Consider the following 17,223-nt stretch of genomic DNA (forward strand, 5'->3'; position numbering starts at 1 on the left):
GCCTCTGCGGCGACGTGCATCAGACGTTACTCTTCCTGCAGCGAGTAGGGCAGTGGCTGAATGGTCAGATGTCCGCCTTCATCGCCTTCCACCCGCAGCACGCTGTCCGGCTCCAGATCGTTATTCATCACGACCTGAATCCAGCTAATCCCGTCATCTAACTGTACCGCAGCCAGCACGCTGCCGGTTCGACGCCAGCGTTCACCCATCTGCAACTCCAGCGGGGCATTGGCTTCGGGCAGATGACTTGCCTGACCCGCCAGCCAGTAGAGCGCGCGTTTATTGGCGCCGCGATATTTCGCCCGGGCCACCATCTCCTGACCGGCATAGCACCCTTTTTTAAAGCTGATAGCATCCAGCGCCTGCAGGTTGGTGGCCTGCGGAATAAACTGCACGCTGGTGGCGGGATCAATCACCGGAATGCCGGCTTCAATCTCCAGCGCCAGCCACTGCTGACTGTCATTGAACTGTGCATCGTCATTGAGCTTCTGCTTCAGCGCTTCTGCCTGGGCCAGCGAAGTGACAATCAGAAAACGTTCGGCCGGATGGGCAAACCACAGCAGCGTGGTTTCTCCCTGCTGCACCACCGGTTTTTCACTGTCGGGCAGGCTATCAAACAGATTTGCCAGCGCGGCGCGCGCCTGAAAGCCGGCCACACCCAGTAATACTGACTCATCATCAGCCACCATCGACACTTTCGAAAACACGGCGTATTTCTTTAACTCGGGCAGCTGGGTGTCGCGCAGTTCACGACGGATCAGATAGGCATAGCCTTCACCGCGATGGAACAGGCGCATATTGCTCCACATTTTGCCTTTGGCATCGCAGTGTGCGGCAAGCGAATGATGGTCGGCATCCAGCGCGGCGACATCCAGCGTTAACTGACCCTGCAGGTAAGAGGTGCTGTCGGCGCCGGTAATGGAAACCAGCGCCCAGCTATCCAGTGACATCAGGGTTAACGGCAGACGAGACGACGCGGTAGGCTGGCGCGGCGGTAAAGTAAATGTGGGCATGGAGATATCCTGTATAAGAAGGTTCATCCGGAATAATATCTTCAATGTTAAAAGAGCCGACTGGCAATGCAACCTGTTTACGGAAAACGGCGCACAAAAGGCGTGATAACCCTGAAAACATTCAGCCTGAAATGTGGCAGGTTGCACAGCATGCGACGCTGCGCCTGCGAGCCGTATTAAACCAGGTTACACTAGGCGCCACGTTGTGAATTGTGGAAATTGATGCATGGATATTAATGATAAATCACGCATTCAGTGGGCCTGCCGTCGCGGCATGCTGGAACTGGATGTGGCTATTATGCCGTTCTTCAAATTTGAGTATGAGACGCTGAGCGACACCGATAAGCAGGTCTTTGTGGATTTGCTAAAGAGTGACGATCCCGATCTGTTTAACTGGCTGATGAATTACGGTGAGCCAAAGGATCCGGAGCTTAAGCGAATGGTGAACCTGATCCAGCAGCGTAACCATGATCGCGGCCCGGTGGCAATGTAAGCTGCAGCCCTCTCGCCTGGCGTGCGGGTTAGTCTGCGCCTGGCTGATAGCAGCCGTGACTGGCGTGGTGGTGATGACGCTGCCTGCAGGCAACTGGCTGGTTAAAGCACCAATTATTCTGCTGTTGCTGGCTGAGGGCTGGCGCAGCGTTCGGCGCCTGATTCAACGGCAGGGTACGTTACAGCGGGAAAGCGTCCATTGCTGGATCTGGCAGGGAAAACGCTGGCGGCCAACTCAGCCTTTATGCTGGTTACCCGTTGGCGTGCTGCTGGTGGCGAAGAGCGAACAGGGTGCCACGCTACGCTGGTGGCTGATGCAGGACAATATGCAGCCGGGCGAATGGCGGGCGTTACGCGCCTGCTGCTTCAGCAAGGCACGGCATTAACGCCAGCAGGGCAGGCAAAGCGTCTTAAGCCGTTTATCTGCCTGCACTGCGGTTCAATAATGACAGGCAAGGGTGGTTAAAGCCGCTCACCTGTTCATGCTACGGTTCGACACCGGCAGAAGGGCCGTCAGAGCAGTCCGGCTGTTTCGGTTAACACCTGCTCGCACCACTGCTCAACGCGCTCATCGGTGACCTCGAACTGATTCACATCATCCAGCGCCAGACCCACAAACTGCGAGCCATCGGCACTCAGCGGTTTCGGGCTGGTGAACTCATAGCCTTCAAGCGGCCAGTAGCCGACAAAACGTACCCCCATCGGCTGCAGCAAATCGTGCAGCATGCCGAGCGCATCTAAAAACCACTCGCCATAGCCAATCTGATCGCCCATGCCATACAGTGCGACAATCTTGTTTTGCAGATTCAGCGCGGGCAACTGCGGCCAGATCGCCTCCCAGTCCTCCTGCAACTCACCGAAATCCCAGGTCGGGATGCCCATGATCAGCAAGTCGTACTGCTCCATCAGGCGCGGGTCGTCATCTTTCACGTTATGCAGCGTCACTAACTCTTCGCCAATAAAATCGCGAATTTTCTCCGCTACGATTTCGGTGTAACAGGTACTGGAACCGTAAAAAAGACCGATTTTCATGCAGATAACACTCTGTAAATACTGACTTTGGCGCAATTGTACCAGAAGCGCTGCTGAATCAGGCATAATGAGCATGATTTTACACCAGACGGCGGAGATAACGTGCAGGACAGCGATCTGACAGAACAGTTTCTTGATGCGCTCTGGATTGAACGCAATCTGGCGCAGAACACTCTCTCCTCTTATCGCCAGGATCTTCAGACGCTGACCGGCTGGCTGGCGCATCATCAGCTGACGCTGCTTAGCGTGGCGCCGCTGGATCTGCAGCAGTTTCTGGCTGAACGGCTGGAAGGCGGCTACAAGGCGACCAGCTCAGCGCGGCTGCTCAGCGCCATGCGTCGCCTGTTCCAGTATCTTTACCGCGAAAAGCTGCGCCCGGACGATCCCAGCGCGCTGTTGTCAGCACCAAAACTGCCGCAGCGTTTACCGAAAGATCTCAGTGAGACGCAGGTCGAGCGGCTGTTACAGGCGCCGAATATCGATATCCCGCTGGAGCTGCGCGACAAAGCGATGCTGGAGCTGCTCTACGCCACGGGCCTGCGCGTCTCCGAACTGATTGGCTTGACGCTCAGCGACATCAGCCTGCGCCAGGGCGTTGTCCGGGTTATCGGTAAAGGGGATAAAGAGCGGCTGGTGCCTTTAGGTGAAGAAGCGGTTTACTGGCTGGAGCAATATATGGAACATGGTCGTCCGTGGCTGCTCAACGGTCAGACGCTGGACGTGATGTTTCCCAGTAATCGGGCGCAGCAGATGACGCGCCAGACCTTCTGGCATCGCATCAAGCATTACGCCACGCTGGCGGGGATCGACAGCGAAAAGTTATCACCGCATGTCATGCGCCATGCCTTTGCGACCCATCTGCTGAACCACGGTGCCGATCTGCGTGTCGTACAGATGCTGCTGGGACACAGCGATCTCTCCACCACCCAAATTTATACGCACGTCGCCACTGAGCGCCTGCGTCAGTTGCATCAACAACACCATCCGCGGGCCTGAACCGCGGCGATAAGGACAAAAATGAACAAGCATTTTGCCATGCTGGCTCTTTTAGCCAGCGCCTTTTCCGGTCTCGCACAGGCCGATGACAGCGCCATTCAGCAATCACTTAAAAAGCTCGGTCTGAACCAGACAGAGATCAGCCCGTCACCGCTGCCGGGTTTTAAAACCGTGCTGTCAGAAAGCGGCGTGCTCTACGTGACCGACGACGGCAAACACATGATCCAGGGGCCGCTCTATGACGTCAGCGGCAAACAGCCGGTCAACGTCACCAACCAGCTGCTGGACAAAAAAGTCGAAGCGCTGGTGCCGGAGATGATCGTCTACAAAGCGCCTAAAGAGCAGCACGTGATCACGGTCTTCACCGACATCACCTGTGGCTACTGTCACAAGCTGCACGAGCAGATGGCGGACTACAATGCGCTGGGCATCACCGTGCGTTACCTGGCGTTTCCGCGTGAAGGGCTGAACGGTCAGATTGAACCGGCGATGAAAGCGATCTGGTGCAGCGCTGACCGCAATAAAGCGTTTGATGAGGCGATGAAAGGCAATGCGCCGAAGATGGCCGCACCAGATAGCTGCAAAATCGATATCGCCCAGCACTATAAACTTGGCGTGCTGTTCGGCATTCAGGGCACGCCCGCGATGCTGACTGACAGCGGCATGATGATCCCAGGTTATCAGTCGCCGCAGGAGCTGAAGCAGGTGCTGGACAATCAGAAGCGTGGTGGTTAATCGGTGGTAAAACAGGATGTGGAACTCCGTCGCCGTGAGGTGACGGTTGACGATGCGCTTCCGGCGACGCTGCCGCCGCTGCTGAAACGACTCTATCTGCAACGCGGCGTGCGCGACGCGGCAGAGCTGGAGCGCGGAGCGAAAAACCTGCTGCCGTACCAGTCCTTAAGTGGGATTGAGAGCGCAGTGGAACTGCTGCATCAGGCGCTGCTGGATGGGCGTCGCATTATGGTGGTGGGCGACTTTGATGCTGATGGCGCGACCAGTACCGCGCTGACGGTCATGGCGCTGCGCAGCATGGGCGGCGGCAACGTGCAGTATCTGGTGCCTAACCGCTTTGAAGATGGTTATGGCCTCAGCCCTGAAGTGGTTGAGCAGGCGCGGGCGCGCGGCGCGGCGATGATCCTGACCGTCGACAACGGCATATCCTCCCACGCCGGCGTTGAATGTGCCCATCAGCACGGGATTCCGGTGCTGATTACCGACCACCACCTGCCGGGCGAGACCTTACCGGCCGCTGAGGCGATCGTTAATCCCAATCTGCCGGACTGTAACTTTCCCTCACGTGCACTGGCGGGCGTGGGCGTTGCGTTCTATCTGATGCTGGCGCTGCGCGCCCATCTGCGCACCCAGGGCTGGTTTGGTGCCACCCGCACCGAACCCAATCTTGCAGAGATGCTGGATCTGGTGGCGCTCGGCACGGTTGCCGACGTGGTGCCGCTCGACGTCAACAACCGCATTCTGGTGTGGCAGGGACTCAGCCGCATCCGGGCCGGAAAATGCCGGCCAGGCATCCGGGCGCTGCTGGAGATTGCTAATCGCGATGCGCGTCAGATGGCGGCCAGCGATCTCGGCTTTGCGCTGGGGCCACGGCTCAATGCCGCAGGCCGGCTCGACGATATGTCGGTGGGTGTGGCGCTGTTAATGACTGAGGATCTCAGTCAGGCACGGATGTTAGCCAGTGAGCTGGACGCGCTGAACCAGACGCGCAAAGAGATAGAGCAGGGCATGCAGAGCGAAGCGCTGGCGCTGTGCCAGGCGCTGGAGCGTGAGCAGAGCGATCTGCCGCTGGGGCTGGCTTTTTATCATCCCGAATGGCATCAGGGGGTGGTGGGGATCCTCGCCTCCCGTCTGAAAGAGCGTTTCCATCGTCCGGTGATTGCCTTTGCGCCGGCGGGCGACGGCACGCTGAAAGGCTCAGGCCGCTCAATTGCCGGTCTGCATCTGCGCGACGCGCTGGAGCGTCTGGATACGCTGAATCCCGGCCTGATGCTGAAGTTCGGCGGTCATGCCATGGCGGCAGGCTTATCACTGGAAACCGCACGCTACGAGGAGTTTCGTCAGCGCTTTGCCGATCTGGTCGGTGAGTGGCTGGATGGCGAATCTCTGCAGGGCATCATCTGGTCAGACGGCGCGTTGCAGCCGCAGGATTTTTCGCTGCAGACCGCTGAGATGCTGCGCGAAGCGGGGCCCTGGGGCCAGGCGTTCCCGGAACCCGCTTTTGACGGCAAATTTAAGCTGCTGCAACAGCGGCTGGTGGGCGAGCGACATCTGAAAGTGATGGTCGAACCGCTGGACGGCGGTCCGCTGATCGACGGGATCGCCTTTAATGTCGATACCACTCTGTGGCCCGACAGCAGCATTCGTCAGGTCGAGCTGGCCTATAAGCTGGATATCAATGAGTATCGCGGTAACCGCTCGGTACAGCTGATCATTGACCATATCTGGCCGCTTTGATTTTTATAAGGGGCGCGCGTCTCCGGCCACGGCAGAGGCGCGTCAGCCTGTTTTTCCCCTGCGTTAACCTGCTGTGCGAGCGGTTGTCGTCGCGGCCCGATAAGCAAATGCAACGCGTCACGCCGCCCCGGCATCAGCCCGCTGTCTCAGCGCTACAATCTGCCGCCAGTTTCGGGTAAACTTGTGCGTTAAATTTCCTGTCCCATCGAACATAAGAAAGACGCTAAAGCCATGTTTGAAATCAACCCGGTCAAAAACCGTATTCAGGACCTCAGTGAGCGCAGCGACGTTCTTCGGGGGTATCTTTGACTACGATGCCAAGAAAGAACGCCTCGAAGAAGTAAACGCCGAGCTGGAACAGCCCGATGTCTGGAACGAACCTGAGCGTGCTCAGGCGCTGGGCAAAGAGCGCTCCTCGCTGGAAGCGATCGTGCAGACGCTGGATCAGATGTCGCAGGGCCTGGAAGATGTGCAGGGTCTGCTTGAACTGGCGGTAGAAGCGGAAGACGAAGAGACTTTCGACGAAGCGGTTGCCGAGCTGGATGTCCTTGAGGGCAAGCTGGGCGAGCTGGAATTCCGCCGCATGTTCTCTGGCGAGTATGACAGCGCCGACTGCTACATCGATCTGCAGGCGGGTTCCGGCGGCACCGAAGCGCAGGACTGGGCCAGCATGCTGATGCGTATGTATCTGCGTTGGGCTGAAGCCAAAGGCTTCAAAACCGAAATTATCGAAGAGTCTGAAGGTGAAGTTGCAGGCATTAAATCTGTGACCATTCGCGTGTCAGGCGACTACGCCTTTGGCTGGTTGCGTACCGAAACGGGCGTACATCGCCTGGTGCGTAAGAGCCCGTTTGACTCCGGCGGTCGTCGTCACACCTCATTCAGCTCCGCCTTTATCTACCCGGAAGTCGATGACGATATTGATATCGACATCAACCCAGCCGATCTGCGCATTGACGTCTATCGTGCGTCAGGGGCGGGCGGCCAGCACGTTAACCGGACGGAATCTGCGGTACGTATTACCCATATTCCAACCGGTACCGTCACCCAGTGTCAGAATGACCGTTCTCAGCACAAGAACAAAGATCAGGCGATGAAGCAGATGAAAGCGAAGCTGTACGAGCTTGAGATGCAGAAGAAAAACGCTGAGAAACAGGCGCTGGAGGACAACAAGTCCGACATCGGCTGGGGAAGTCAGATCCGTTCTTACGTTCTCGATGATGCACGCATCAAAGATCTGCGCACCGGCGTAGAGACGCGTAACACCCAGGCGGTGCTGGACGGCGACCTGGATCGATTCATTGAAGCTAGTTTAAAAGCAGGGTTATAAGGAACCGACATGTCTGAACAACAACCGCAGAGCGCTGATGCCGCCGTTGAGTTAAATAACGAACTGAAAGCGCGTCGCGAAAAGCTGAGCGTGCTGCGTGCAAATGGCGTGGCGTTTCCTAACGATTTCCGTCGTGACAGCCTCTCAAAACAGCTGCATGAGAGCTATGGCGAAAAGAGCAACGAAGAGCTTGAAGATCTCGGCATCGAAGTCAGCGTCGCCGGACGTATGATGACCCGTCGTATCATGGGTAAAGCCTCTTTCGTGACCCTGCAGGATGTGGGTGGCCGGATTCAGCTTTACGTCTCGCGTGACGATCTGGCTGAAGGCATCTACAACGAGCAGTTCAAAAAGTGGGATCTCGGCGATATTCTGGGCGCGCGCGGCAAACTGTTCAAAACCAAAACCGGCGAACTGTCGATTCACTGTTCTGAACTGCGCCTGCTGACCAAAGCACTGCGTCCGCTGCCGGACAAGTTCCACGGCCTGGCCGATCAGGAAACGCGCTACCGTCAGCGTTACCTTGATCTCATCGCCAACGAGGAATCGCGTAACACCTTCAGAATTCGTTCGCAGATCATGGCCGGCATTCGCCAGTTCATGGTGGGCCGCGACTTTATGGAAGTGGAAACCCCGATGATGCAGGTGATCCCTGGCGGCGCGTCTGCGCGTCCGTTCATCACCCATCACAATGCGCTGGATATCGACATGTATCTGCGTATCGCCCCAGAGCTTTATCTGAAGCGTCTGGTGGTGGGCGGATTCGATCGCGTGTTCGAGATCAACCGTAACTTCCGTAACGAAGGTATTTCGCCACGTCATAACCCAGAGTTCACCATGATGGAACTCTATATGGCTTATGCGGATTACAAAGATCTGATCGAGTTGACCGAAAGCCTGTTCCGTACGCTGGCGCAGGATGTGCTGGGCAGCACCGTGGTGCCTTACGGCGAGCAGGAGTTTGATTTCGGTAAGCCGTTTGAAAAACTGACCATGCGTGAAGCGATCAAGAAATACCGTCCGGAAACGGATCTGGCCGATCTGGAAGACTTTGATAAAGCGGTGGCGATTGCTCAATCAATGCACATCAAGGTTGAGAAAAGCTGGGGTCTGGGCCGCGTCGTAACCGAAATCTTTGAAGAGACCGCTGAAGCGCATCTGATTCAGCCGACCTTCATCACTGAATATCCGGCTGAAGTCTCTCCGCTTGCCCGTCGTAACGACGAGAACCCGGAAATCACCGATCGCTTTGAGTTCTTCATTGGCGGTCGTGAAATCGGTAACGGCTTCTCTGAGCTGAACGATGCGGAAGATCAGGCTGAGCGTTTCCTGCAGCAGGTGAATGCCAAAGATGCTGGCGACGACGAAGCGATGTTCTACGACGAAGACTATGTCACCGCACTGGAGCACGGTCTGCCGCCAACCGCCGGTCTGGGTATCGGTATTGACCGTATGGTGATGCTGTTTACCAATAGCCACACTATCCGCGATGTGATTCTGTTCCCGGCACTGCGTCCAGGCAGCAAGTAATCGTTATGAGTCGCTACAAGGCCTGATCTTCAGGCCTTAAGCTTGCTGACAAAGTTTGGCCCGGTTCGCTGTCAGACCGTGCCTGCTCAGGGAACACGGTCAGATCGGAAAGACGCAAAAGCCGTCATCCATGACCGCTCGGCCCACGCCATCCCTGGCGCGGGACGCTTTCCTATTCTGACCGTGTTTCCTGCGCGCCTGGTTTATCTGTTGCTGTCAGATTTACTCAGATTTGGCGTTGTAAACATGCGAAATGGCCGGAAATTCCGGCCTTTTTTACATCTGTTCGTTCAGCATATATCAGGATTTAATCGCCTGATCCAGCCAGGTCTGAAATCGTGCATAGGGCACATAGAGCGCAACGTTCTTATAGAGTGTCTTACCGCTGACATTGTCGTTAATGTTATTGCTGTAGCCGATAATCACGCCCGCCAGCGTATCATCAGAGGCGTTATAGACTGCGCCGCCCGACATCCCTTTAACCACCCCCGCATTCGCCGCCACCACGACGCAGTCTGATTTGTTCCAGCTGTTCGCCAGCGTGGTATTGATCAGGTTCTGCCCGCTGGAACTGACCGGCATGGCCGAAATAAAACTGTAGCCGTAGAGATTGACCTGATCGCCGATGTGGCTGTTACGAAAGTTGGGTGGCAGGTTCATTTCGCTGTTTTTGTGGTAGACCACGGCCAGATCGCATTGCGGATGCCAGGCTTTTACCCGGTAAAGCGAAAACTTTGCCACATGGGCGGCGGTCAGGCTGTACTCCGGCGTCAGTGGGATGGTGGTACCAAGCGTGCCTAAACCCAGCACGGTGGGAATGCCGGTCACGGTCATATCCACCCGTTTTTCAGCTTCTTTACTGTACTCATAATGACCCACCGAGCAGCCGGTTAAGCCAAACACCATTAAGGCTATGAGTCGTTGCATTCTCTCTCCCTGCGTCAGAAGTTGATCACATCACCTGGCAATTGATTAGGGATATATCGGCAACGTTAAGGATTTATTAATTAAATACGCACTAAAAAGCGTAACGGGTTCGCGGGAAATGACAACCTGACCCTGGGTTATGTGCGCTTTAACGGGCTTAGCCAGCAGGCTGACAAAGCCATTTGTTCCGGCAAAGCGGCAGGATTATTGCGGCCCCGGCAATAATCCTTTGCTGCGCGCAGGCTATGTCGCGCATCAGCACTGTGCTGTAATGCTCACCGTGACGCAGATCTAATTTTAATAAGCGTCGAGGGGCTGCGCGTCTGTGCAGTTCACCTGCAAATGATATTGGGAGAGTGTTATGCCTGTAGCATTAATGGCGCTGGCGTTGAGTGCGTTCGCCATCGGAACCACCGAGTTTGTCATTATGGGATTGCTGCCGGAGGTGGCGCGTGACCTTCAGGTGACAATTCCGTCGGCGGGCTGGCTGATCAGCGGCTACGCGCTGGGCGTGGCGATTGGTGCGCCGATTATGGCGCTGCTTACCGCCAGGCTGCCGCGTAAAAAAACGCTGATTCTGCTGATGGTGATATTTATTGTCGGCAACCTGCTGTGTGCGCTGGCTTACAATTATAACCTGCTGATGCTGGCACGCATCGTCACCGCGCTCTGTCACGGTGCCTTCTTCGGTATTGGCGCGGTGGTCGCCGCCAGTCTGGTGCCAGCCGGTCGTCAGGCTTCCGCTGTCGCACTGATGTTTACCGGACTGACCTTAGCCAACGTACTGGGCGTTCCGCTGGGAACCAGTTTCGGACAGATGTTTGGCTGGCGAGCCACCTTCTGGGGCGTGGCTGTGATTGGCGTGCTGGCGTTTATCGCCCTGATCGTGAGTCTGCCCAACAATAAACAGGAAAAGCCGGTTCACCTGGCGAGTGAAATTGGTGCACTGGCCAACGGGAAACTGTGGCTGTCACTGCTGATGACGGTGTTCTTTGCCGCGGCGATGTTTGCGCTGTTCAGCTACATTGCGCCGCTGCTGTTAGAGGTGACGGGCATCAGCGATCGTGGCGTCAGCTGGACGCTGTTCCTGATTGGCGCAGGCCTGACGGTCGGTAACATTTTTGGCGGCAAACTGGCCGACTGGAAAGTCTCCTTCAGCCTGATCCTCAGTTTCTCCCTGATCGCCATCTTCTCGCTGCTGTTCAGCTGGACCAGCCATGCGCTGTGGCTGGCGGAGATCACCCTGTTCCTGTGGGCGATGGCGACCTTTGCGACGGTGCCGGGCCTGCAGATCAACGTGGTACGTCATGGCAAAGAGGCGCCTAACCTGGTCTCAACCCTGAACATTTCGGCGTTTAACGTGGGCAATGCGCTGGGTGCCTGGGTCGGCGGTGCGGTGATTGGCCGTGGATATGGCCTGACGGCGGTGCCGGTTGCTGCCGCTGCGCTGGCGGCAATCGGCCTGCTGATCTGTCTGATCACCTTCCGCAAATCGGGCCGCGCAGCCGCCAGGGTTCGCGCTTAAGCCAGGCGGGCGGCGATGCGTGCCGGAAAGTCAGCCACCTGCCGTTGCAGATGGCTGACAAAGGCATCGACCAGCGCCGACGCAGGGCGGTGCTGCGGCCTCACCAGGCTGACGGTAAACGGAACCGCCACGCTGAACTTACGCATCACCACACCGCTGTCGGCGTAATCCAGCGCCGTCAGCGGATTCACAATCGAAATGCCCACGCCCGCTCTGACCATGGCGCACACCGAAGCGGCACTGTGCGTCTCCATCACCAGCCGCCGCTCGACGCCCTGCTCATGAAACAGCGCATCCAGCAACTGACGATAGCTGTCACTGCGCGACAGGCTCACATACTGTTCGCCCGCAAAATCGTGCGGCGTCAGCTCTGTACGCTGACTCAGAGGGTGGTTCTGAGGCAATACACACACTTCATCGCAGGTGAGCAGGGCGAGACGATCAGTACCGGCCGGAGCGTGCTGAGTTTCGGTTAAGCCGATATCATAGCGCTGTGCTGACAGCCACTCCTCCAGCAGCGGCGACTCCTGCGGGATCACATTCAGGCTCACATCCGGGTAGCGCTGTAAAAAGGGCTGACACAGTGGTGGCAGCAGCGACTGCGAAAAAACGGGCAGGCAGGCGATCGACAGCTCACCCTGACGGAACTGGCGCAGCCCTTCAGCCGCTTCCATGATGCGATCCAGACCGTACCAGGATCGCTGCACCTCTTCAAACAGACGCAATCCCTGCACCGTCGGTTGCAGGCGACCGCGTACCCGTCCGAACAACTCTAATCCCAGCTGCTGCTCCAGGCGTGCCAGCTCCCGGCTCACCGTCGGCTGTGAGGTGTGCAGCAGTGTCGCGGCCTGAGTCAGATTGCCGCTGGTCATCACCGCATGAAAAATCTCGATATGCCGCCAGTTAATGTTCGCCACGTACCCTTCCTATATCCATTCTGCATAGACGATATTAAAACAGATATTTTTCGCTATGACACGATTCTGGCTTAATGCCGTTATTGCCACAGGAGAATTGCCATGCCACGTTCCTTACAGAGTACCGAAACCGCACTCAGCGCCGCTAACCTGCTGCCGCTGGCACGCCGCTACGCCGGGCCATTCTGGGCTTATGATGCGCAGATTATTCAGGCGCGTATTGCCCAGCTGCAGGCATTTGATGTGGTGCGCTTTGCGCAGAAGGCCTGCTCGAATACGCATATCCTGCGCCTGATGCGCGCGGCGGGTGTGAAAGTGGACTCGGTATCGCTGGGTGAAATCGAACGTGCGCTGGCTGCGGGCTATCAGCCTGGCGGTGACGAGATCGTCTTTACCGCGGATCTGTTCGATCAGCCGACGCTGGAGCGGGTGACCGCGTTAAAGGTGCCGGTTAATGCCGGATCGATCGATATGCTGCATCAGCTCGGCGCGGTCTCACCGGGACATGCGGTGTGGCTGCGGGTCAATCCTGGTTTTGGTCACGGCCACAGTCAGAAAACCAATACCGGTGGCGAAAACAGCAAGCACGGTATCTGGCACGCCGATTTAGCCGAGGCGCTGGCGGCGATTAAGCAGCACGGCCTGCAGCTGGTGGGCATTCATATGCATATCGGCTCTGGCGTCGATTATGCGCATCTGCAGCAGGTCTGTGATGCGATGGTTGAACTGGTGATGGCGTCGGGTCAGGATTTGACCGCGATCTCTGCGGGCGGCGGCCTCTCTGTGCCTTATCGCTATGGCGAAGAGGCGATCGATACCGATCACTATTTCGGCCTGTGGGATGCAGCACGGCAGCGTATCGCCCAGCATCTGGGTCACGCGATAAAGCTGGAGATCGAACCAGGCCGTTTCCTGGTGGCCGAGGCGGGTGTGCTGGTCTCTCAGGTACGGGCGGTTAAGGCGATGGGCAGCCGTCACTTCGTGCTGGTCGATGCCGGTTTCAGTGACCTCATGCGCCCCGCAATGTATGGCAGCTATCACCATATCTCGCTGATGGCGGGCGATGAGCGGGCGATTGATGAGCAGCAGACTATCGACACGGTGGTCGCTGGCCCACTGTGTGAATCGGGTGATGTTTTTACCCAGCTGGAGGGCGGCATGGTCGAACCGCGCGCGATTCCGGCGGCAAAGGTTGGCGATTATCTGGTGTTTCACGACACCGGTGCTTACGGCGCATCCATGTCCTCTAACTACAACAGCCGTCCGCTGATCCCGGAAGTCCTGTTTGAGCAGGGCCAGCCGCGCGAGATCCGCCGCGCGCAGACTATTGAGTCGTTACTGGCACTGGAAATCAGCTAATCACCTCACTCAGGCGGCCAGCGCGCCGCCTGTCAGCCATAGATCTCTTTACGCAGCATGACCAGCTCCTCTGCCAGCTCGCGGCACAGCATGGCATTCATCAGATGATCCTGCGCATGCACCAGAATCAGCGTGACCGGCAATTTTCCGCTTCCCTCGTCTGCACCAATCAACGCGGTCTGAATTTTATGTGCCGCTTTTGCCGCGGTATCTGAAGCAGCCAGCGCCGCGTCAGCCCCGGCCCAGTCGCGTTTGCGCGCACACTGAATCGCCATCATCGCCGACGAACGGGCTTCCCCTGCATTGATCAACAATTCCATCATGGTCTGTTCGTAATCCATAACGCCTCCGCTATTGGTATGCCAAATTGGCCGTTTTAATCATAATGGAATGCCAATAAGCGTTTCCGGGAGGTTCGTCACAGAAAAAAACGAGGGGATTCGTCATTTTGGTATGCCACTAACAGGGAAGACCACGACGATTACAGGAATACCGATCTTACATCTCTGAGGGTTGATCATGTCTCTACAGGACCGCCTTATCGATTCCCTAGGCAGCTTTGCCACCCGCTTTAACAGTTATCGCTACATCATGGCGATTAAAGCCTCGTTCATTACCCTGATGCCGGTGATCATTGTTGGCGCCTTCTCGGTATTGATCTCTAACATGGTGCTGGACAGCAAAAATGGGCTTGCCAGCTTTGCCGCCCTGGCTTTTTTAGCTGACCTCAAGCCCATCACCAGCAGTATCAATTACGCCACGCTCAGCTTTCTTAACATTGGTGCGGTGTTTCTGATTGGTATTGAGCTTGGGCGCATAAACGGTATAAAAACGCTGTTTCCCGGCCTGCTGGCGATCATCTGCTTTGTATCCGTGACGCCGACCACCTTACAGATGATGGTCGATGGGCAGATGCACCTGGTCACCGACGTGCTGGCCAAACAATTCTCCGATACCAAAAGCCTGTTTCTCGGCATGTTTATCGCCATTCTGTCGGTAGAGATCTACTGCCGCCTCGAACAGGTTGAACGGCTGAAAATCAAAATGCCCGACACCGTGCCGCCCAACGTGGCCGCCTCTTTCTCCGCGCTCATCCCCTCAATCATCACCGTGACGCTGATAGCGACCTTTGGCTTTATCTTCCATCGCGTCACCGGCATGTACCTTTACGACGCGGTATACCAGGTGGTGCAGCAGCCGCTGGAGTCGGTGGTGCAGAGCCTGTGGGGCATTCTGATTCTGATGTTCGTTGCCCAGCTATTCTGGGTAATTGGTATTCACGGCAACCAGATGGTGAAGCCGATCCGTGAGCCGCTGTTGCTGGGCGCGATTATGGTCAACATGACCGCTTTTGAGCAGGGAAAAGAGGCACCGAACATCATCACGATGCCGTTCTGGGATGTTTATATGAGCATCGGCGGTTCCGGCCTGACCATCGGACTGCTCACCGCCGTGATGCTGGCGACGCGGCGCAAAGAGATGCGTGAAATCGCCAAACTGTCGTTCGGGCCAGGCATTTTCAATATCAACGAGCCGGTTATATTTGGTATGCCGATTATGCTTAACCCGATCCTGGCTATCCCTTTCATCATCACACCGCTGGTAACAGGTTCTATCGGCTACTTCGCTACGGTGATGGGATTTGCCGGGAAAGCCGTGGTGATGGTGCCCTGGACCACGCCTCCGATTATCAATGCCTGGCTTTCAACCGCTGGATCTATGGGTGCGGTGGTGACGCAGATCGTCTGCATTCTGGTGTCAGTACTCATCTATCTGCCATTTGTGAAAGTTGCAGCCCGCCGCGCGGATGCAGCGGAAGCAAAGAGCCTGCAACCTGAGCTGAACCCCAACCGAACGGAGGTGTTATGAGTCGTCAGACTGTCCACATACCTGAGAATTTCATTCTGGGGGCTGCTGCCTCCGCCTGGCAGACGGAAGGCTGGAGCGGAAAAAAAGCGGGGCAGGACTCCTGGCCTGACGCCTGGTATCAGCAGGATCGTCACGTCTGGCACAACGGCTACGGCCCGGCGGTTGCCACCGACTTCATCAATAGGTTTAGTGAGGATGTGGCGCTAATGAAGGCCAGCGGGCTGACCCACTACCGCACTTCAATCAACTGGTCGCGTTTCCTGATCGATTACGAAACCGCCACGGTCGATGAGGAATACGCTGCTTACTATGATCGGCTGATTGATGAAATGCAGCGCCAGGGCATTGAACTGATGCTCTGTCTGGAGCACTACGAGCTGCCCGCCACGCTGCTGGCGCAGTATGGCGGCTGGCAGTCAAAGCATGTCGTTGAACTCTTTATCCGCTATGTCGAACAGGTGTTTAAACGCTATGCCGGTCGGGTCACGCGCTGGTTTGTGTTTAACGAGCCGATTGTGGTGCAGACTCGCGTCTATCTCGACGCGCTGCGCTGGCCTTATGAGCAGAACACCCATAAATGGATGCAGTGGAACCACCACAAGAATCTCGCGACCGCCCGGGTAGTGCAGCTGTTCCGCGCGGCAGGCTATGCCGGTCGCATTGGTACCATACTCAATCCGGAAGTCACCTATCCGCGATCATCAGCCCCGCACGACCAGAGGGCGGCGCATATTTATGACCTGTTCTACAACCGGGTGTTTCTCGATCCCGCCATTAAAGGCGAGTATCCGGCGGAGCTGCTGGCGCTGCTTGATAAGCATCAGATTGAGTGGGAAACCACCCCGGAAGAGCTGGCGATTATTGCCGCCAATACCGTCGATGAGGTCGGGCTTAATCTCTACTATCCGCATCGCGTGAAGGCACCGTCCCGCGCCTGGCATCCCGGGACACCCTTTCATCCCGCCTGGTATTACGAACACTTTGAACTGCCGGGACGACGGATGAACCCTTCGCGCGGCTGGGAAATTCAGCCTGAAATTATCTGGGATATGGCGCAGCGGATGCGCGATGAGTACGGCAATATCCCGTGGTTTGTGGCTGAAAGCGGTATGGGAATTGAGAACGAAGCGCAGTTCAAAAATGCCGACGGGGAGATTCAGGACGATTACCGCATTGCGTTTATCAGCGAGCACCTGCATCAGGCGATACGTGCCAGTCAGGCGGGGATTAACTGTCAGGGCTATATGCTGTGGGCGTTTACCGACAATGTCTCGCCAATGAATGCCTTTAAAAATCGCTATGGTCTTATCGAAATTGACTTAGATAAGCAGCGTCAGCGCCGTATGAAGAAATCTGCCCACTGGTTCCGTACGCTGCGCGACACGCAGCAATTTACCCTGTGGCTTGATGATGAGCCGAAATAACGCGAGGAAACGAGCATGAAAAGAATTGTTCTGGCCTGTGCTGCGGGCATGTCGACCTCAATGGTGGTGACGCGGATGGAAAAAGAGGCTGCCGCTCGCGGACTGGCATTCCAGATCTACGCCATTCCGGAGCAAAACCTGCGTGAAGAGCTGCAAAACTACGGCAACGAGGTGGTGGTCGTGCTGCTCGGGCCACAGGTGCGCTTCAAACTGGAGGAGAACCGAAAACTCACCGACAGCTATCAGTTGCCCATCGCGGTGATCGATACGGTTGCTTACGGCACGCTGAATGGTGCAAAGGTACTCGATCAGGCGCTGGCTTTGATACACTGAGCCC

The 17,223-nt window shown here is 56.7% G+C and carries 17 protein-coding genes; 12 read left to right on the forward strand and 5 right to left on the reverse strand.

The window, feature by feature from the left end; genetic code table 11:
* Positions 1-26 precede the first annotated feature (26 nt).
* On the reverse strand, positions 27-1,013 hold the full coding sequence (gene ygfZ, locus EPG66_RS18210) for a tRNA-modifying protein YgfZ (RefSeq protein ID WP_182687714.1): 987 nt from the start codon (positions 1,011-1,013) through the stop codon (positions 27-29).
* 226 nt (positions 1,014-1,239) lie between these two features.
* Here ygfZ and sdhE point away from each other — a divergent pair, with 226 nt between their 5' ends.
* Positions 1,240-1,506, forward strand: a complete 267-nt coding sequence (sdhE, locus tag EPG66_RS18215; RefSeq protein ID WP_182687716.1) for an FAD assembly factor SdhE — start codon at positions 1,240-1,242, stop codon at positions 1,504-1,506.
* Positions 1,481-1,891, forward strand: a complete 411-nt coding sequence (locus tag EPG66_RS18220) for a protein YgfX (protein ID WP_143991090.1) — start codon at positions 1,481-1,483, stop codon at positions 1,889-1,891. Before sdhE ends, EPG66_RS18220 begins: the two co-directional genes overlap by 26 nt.
* Positions 1,892-2,018: 127 nt before the next feature.
* Here EPG66_RS18220 and fldB read toward each other — a convergent pair whose 3' ends face one another.
* The gene (fldB, locus tag EPG66_RS18225) at positions 2,019-2,537 is read right to left on the reverse strand and encodes a flavodoxin FldB (protein ID WP_010248777.1); all 519 of its coding nucleotides are present in this window, start codon (positions 2,535-2,537) and stop codon (positions 2,019-2,021) included.
* Between the two features lie 102 nt (positions 2,538-2,639).
* On the opposite strand from fldB, the gene xerD reads away from it, so the two are divergent.
* The 5 genes from xerD (at position 2,640) to lysS (ending at position 8,865) form a co-directional block, all read left to right on the forward strand.
* Positions 2,640-3,533 carry a site-specific tyrosine recombinase XerD gene (gene xerD / locus EPG66_RS18230; RefSeq protein ID WP_143789771.1) on the forward strand — a complete coding sequence of 298 codons (894 nt, stop codon included), beginning with the start codon at positions 2,640-2,642 and terminating at the stop codon, positions 3,531-3,533.
* Between the two features lie 21 nt (positions 3,534-3,554).
* Positions 3,555-4,268 carry a bifunctional protein-disulfide isomerase/oxidoreductase DsbC gene (dsbC, locus tag EPG66_RS18235; protein ID WP_010671049.1) on the forward strand — a complete coding sequence of 238 codons (714 nt, stop codon included), beginning with the start codon at positions 3,555-3,557 and terminating at the stop codon, positions 4,266-4,268.
* 3 nt (positions 4,269-4,271) lie between these two features.
* Positions 4,272-6,005, forward strand: coding sequence for a single-stranded-DNA-specific exonuclease RecJ (recJ, locus tag EPG66_RS18240; RefSeq protein WP_143789772.1), 1,734 nt, complete (start codon positions 4,272-4,274; stop codon positions 6,003-6,005).
* A 231-nt stretch (positions 6,006-6,236) separates the two neighbouring features.
* Positions 6,237-7,335, forward strand: a protein-coding gene (gene prfB, locus EPG66_RS18245; RefSeq protein ID WP_099257461.1) for a peptide chain release factor 2 whose coding sequence is annotated in 2 segments (ribosomal slippage) — positions 6,237-6,311 and positions 6,313-7,335 — 1,098 coding nt in all. Because the reading frame shifts where the segments join, the coding sequence is not laid out codon by codon here.
* Between the two features lie 9 nt (positions 7,336-7,344).
* Positions 7,345-8,865 carry a lysine--tRNA ligase gene (lysS, locus tag EPG66_RS18250; RefSeq protein ID WP_182687719.1) on the forward strand — a complete coding sequence of 507 codons (1,521 nt, stop codon included), beginning with the start codon at positions 7,345-7,347 and terminating at the stop codon, positions 8,863-8,865.
* A gap of 300 nt (positions 8,866-9,165) precedes the next feature.
* On the opposite strand, the gene EPG66_RS18255 is transcribed toward lysS, so the two are convergent.
* Positions 9,166-9,792, reverse strand: a complete 627-nt coding sequence (locus EPG66_RS18255; protein ID WP_031592530.1) for a serine protease — start codon at positions 9,790-9,792, stop codon at positions 9,166-9,168.
* 361 nt (positions 9,793-10,153) lie between these two features.
* Here EPG66_RS18255 and EPG66_RS18260 point away from each other — a divergent pair, with 361 nt between their 5' ends.
* Entirely contained in the window at positions 10,154-11,317 is a 1,164-nt protein-coding gene (locus tag EPG66_RS18260; protein WP_182687721.1) for an MFS transporter, read from the forward strand.
* Here EPG66_RS18260 and EPG66_RS18265 read toward each other — a convergent pair.
* A complete protein-coding gene (locus EPG66_RS18265) occupies positions 11,314-12,234 on the reverse strand; it encodes a LysR family transcriptional regulator (RefSeq protein ID WP_031592527.1) in 921 nt (306 codons plus the stop codon). The genes EPG66_RS18260 and EPG66_RS18265 overlap by 4 nt on opposite strands.
* 102 nt (positions 12,235-12,336) lie before the next feature.
* Between EPG66_RS18265 and lysA the strand changes: the two genes are divergently transcribed.
* On the forward strand, positions 12,337-13,593 hold the full coding sequence (lysA, locus tag EPG66_RS18270; protein ID WP_069025337.1) for a diaminopimelate decarboxylase: 1,257 nt from the start codon (positions 12,337-12,339) through the stop codon (positions 13,591-13,593).
* A gap of 32 nt (positions 13,594-13,625) precedes the next feature.
* Here lysA and EPG66_RS18275 read toward each other — a convergent pair whose 3' ends face one another.
* Positions 13,626-13,934 (reverse strand): PTS lactose/cellobiose transporter subunit IIA, encoded by a 309-nt coding sequence (locus tag EPG66_RS18275; RefSeq protein WP_031592523.1) that lies wholly within the window; start codon positions 13,932-13,934, stop codon positions 13,626-13,628.
* A gap of 178 nt (positions 13,935-14,112) precedes the next feature.
* On the opposite strand from EPG66_RS18275, the gene EPG66_RS18280 reads away from it, so the two are divergent.
* Genes EPG66_RS18280 through EPG66_RS18290 form a run of 3 tightly spaced genes read left to right on the forward strand, consistent with a single transcriptional unit; the run spans position 14,113 to position 17,219 of the window.
* Entirely contained in the window at positions 14,113-15,462 is a 1,350-nt protein-coding gene (locus tag EPG66_RS18280; protein WP_039389290.1) for a PTS sugar transporter subunit IIC, read from the forward strand.
* Positions 15,459-16,886, forward strand: a complete 1,428-nt coding sequence (locus tag EPG66_RS18285; protein WP_031593703.1) for a glycoside hydrolase family 1 protein — start codon at positions 15,459-15,461, stop codon at positions 16,884-16,886. Before EPG66_RS18280 ends, EPG66_RS18285 begins: the two co-directional genes overlap by 4 nt.
* A 15-nt stretch (positions 16,887-16,901) precedes the next feature.
* Positions 16,902-17,219, forward strand: coding sequence for a PTS sugar transporter subunit IIB (locus EPG66_RS18290; RefSeq protein WP_010248665.1), 318 nt, complete (start codon positions 16,902-16,904; stop codon positions 17,217-17,219).
* Positions 17,220-17,223: the final 4 nt, after the last annotated feature.

Origin of the sequence: Pantoea pleuroti (genome assembly GCF_014156615.1) — a bacterium.
Taxonomy (GTDB): Bacteria; Pseudomonadota; Gammaproteobacteria; order Enterobacterales; family Enterobacteriaceae; genus Pantoea; species Pantoea agglomerans.

Bases quoted from the DNA above. Each gene is read 5' to 3' on its own strand.
- dsbC (WP_010671049.1), top strand. From the start codon at position 3,555: ATGAACAAGCATTTTGCCATGCTGGCTCTTTTAGCCAGCGCCTTTTCC.
- EPG66_RS18255 (WP_031592530.1), bottom strand. From the start codon at position 9,792: ATGCAACGACTCATAGCCTTAATGGTGTTTGGCTTAACCGGCTGCTCG.
- lysA (WP_069025337.1), top strand. From the start codon at position 12,337: ATGCCACGTTCCTTACAGAGTACCGAAACCGCACTCAGCGCCGCTAAC.
- EPG66_RS18280 (WP_039389290.1), top strand. From the start codon at position 14,113: ATGTCTCTACAGGACCGCCTTATCGATTCCCTAGGCAGCTTTGCCACC.
- lysS (WP_182687719.1), top strand. From the start codon at position 7,345: ATGTCTGAACAACAACCGCAGAGCGCTGATGCCGCCGTTGAGTTAAAT.
- EPG66_RS18220 (WP_143991090.1), top strand. From the start codon at position 1,481: ATGATCGCGGCCCGGTGGCAATGTAAGCTGCAGCCCTCTCGCCTGGCG.
- ygfZ (WP_182687714.1), bottom strand. From the start codon at position 1,013: ATGCCCACATTTACTTTACCGCCGCGCCAGCCTACCGCGTCGTCTCGT.
- EPG66_RS18290 (WP_010248665.1), top strand. From the start codon at position 16,902: ATGAAAAGAATTGTTCTGGCCTGTGCTGCGGGCATGTCGACCTCAATG.
- EPG66_RS18285 (WP_031593703.1), top strand. From the start codon at position 15,459: ATGAGTCGTCAGACTGTCCACATACCTGAGAATTTCATTCTGGGGGCT.
- EPG66_RS18275 (WP_031592523.1), bottom strand. From the start codon at position 13,934: ATGGATTACGAACAGACCATGATGGAATTGTTGATCAATGCAGGGGAA.
- fldB (WP_010248777.1), bottom strand. From the start codon at position 2,537: ATGAAAATCGGTCTTTTTTACGGTTCCAGTACCTGTTACACCGAAATC.
- EPG66_RS18260 (WP_182687721.1), top strand. From the start codon at position 10,154: ATGCCTGTAGCATTAATGGCGCTGGCGTTGAGTGCGTTCGCCATCGGA.
- sdhE (WP_182687716.1), top strand. From the start codon at position 1,240: ATGGATATTAATGATAAATCACGCATTCAGTGGGCCTGCCGTCGCGGC.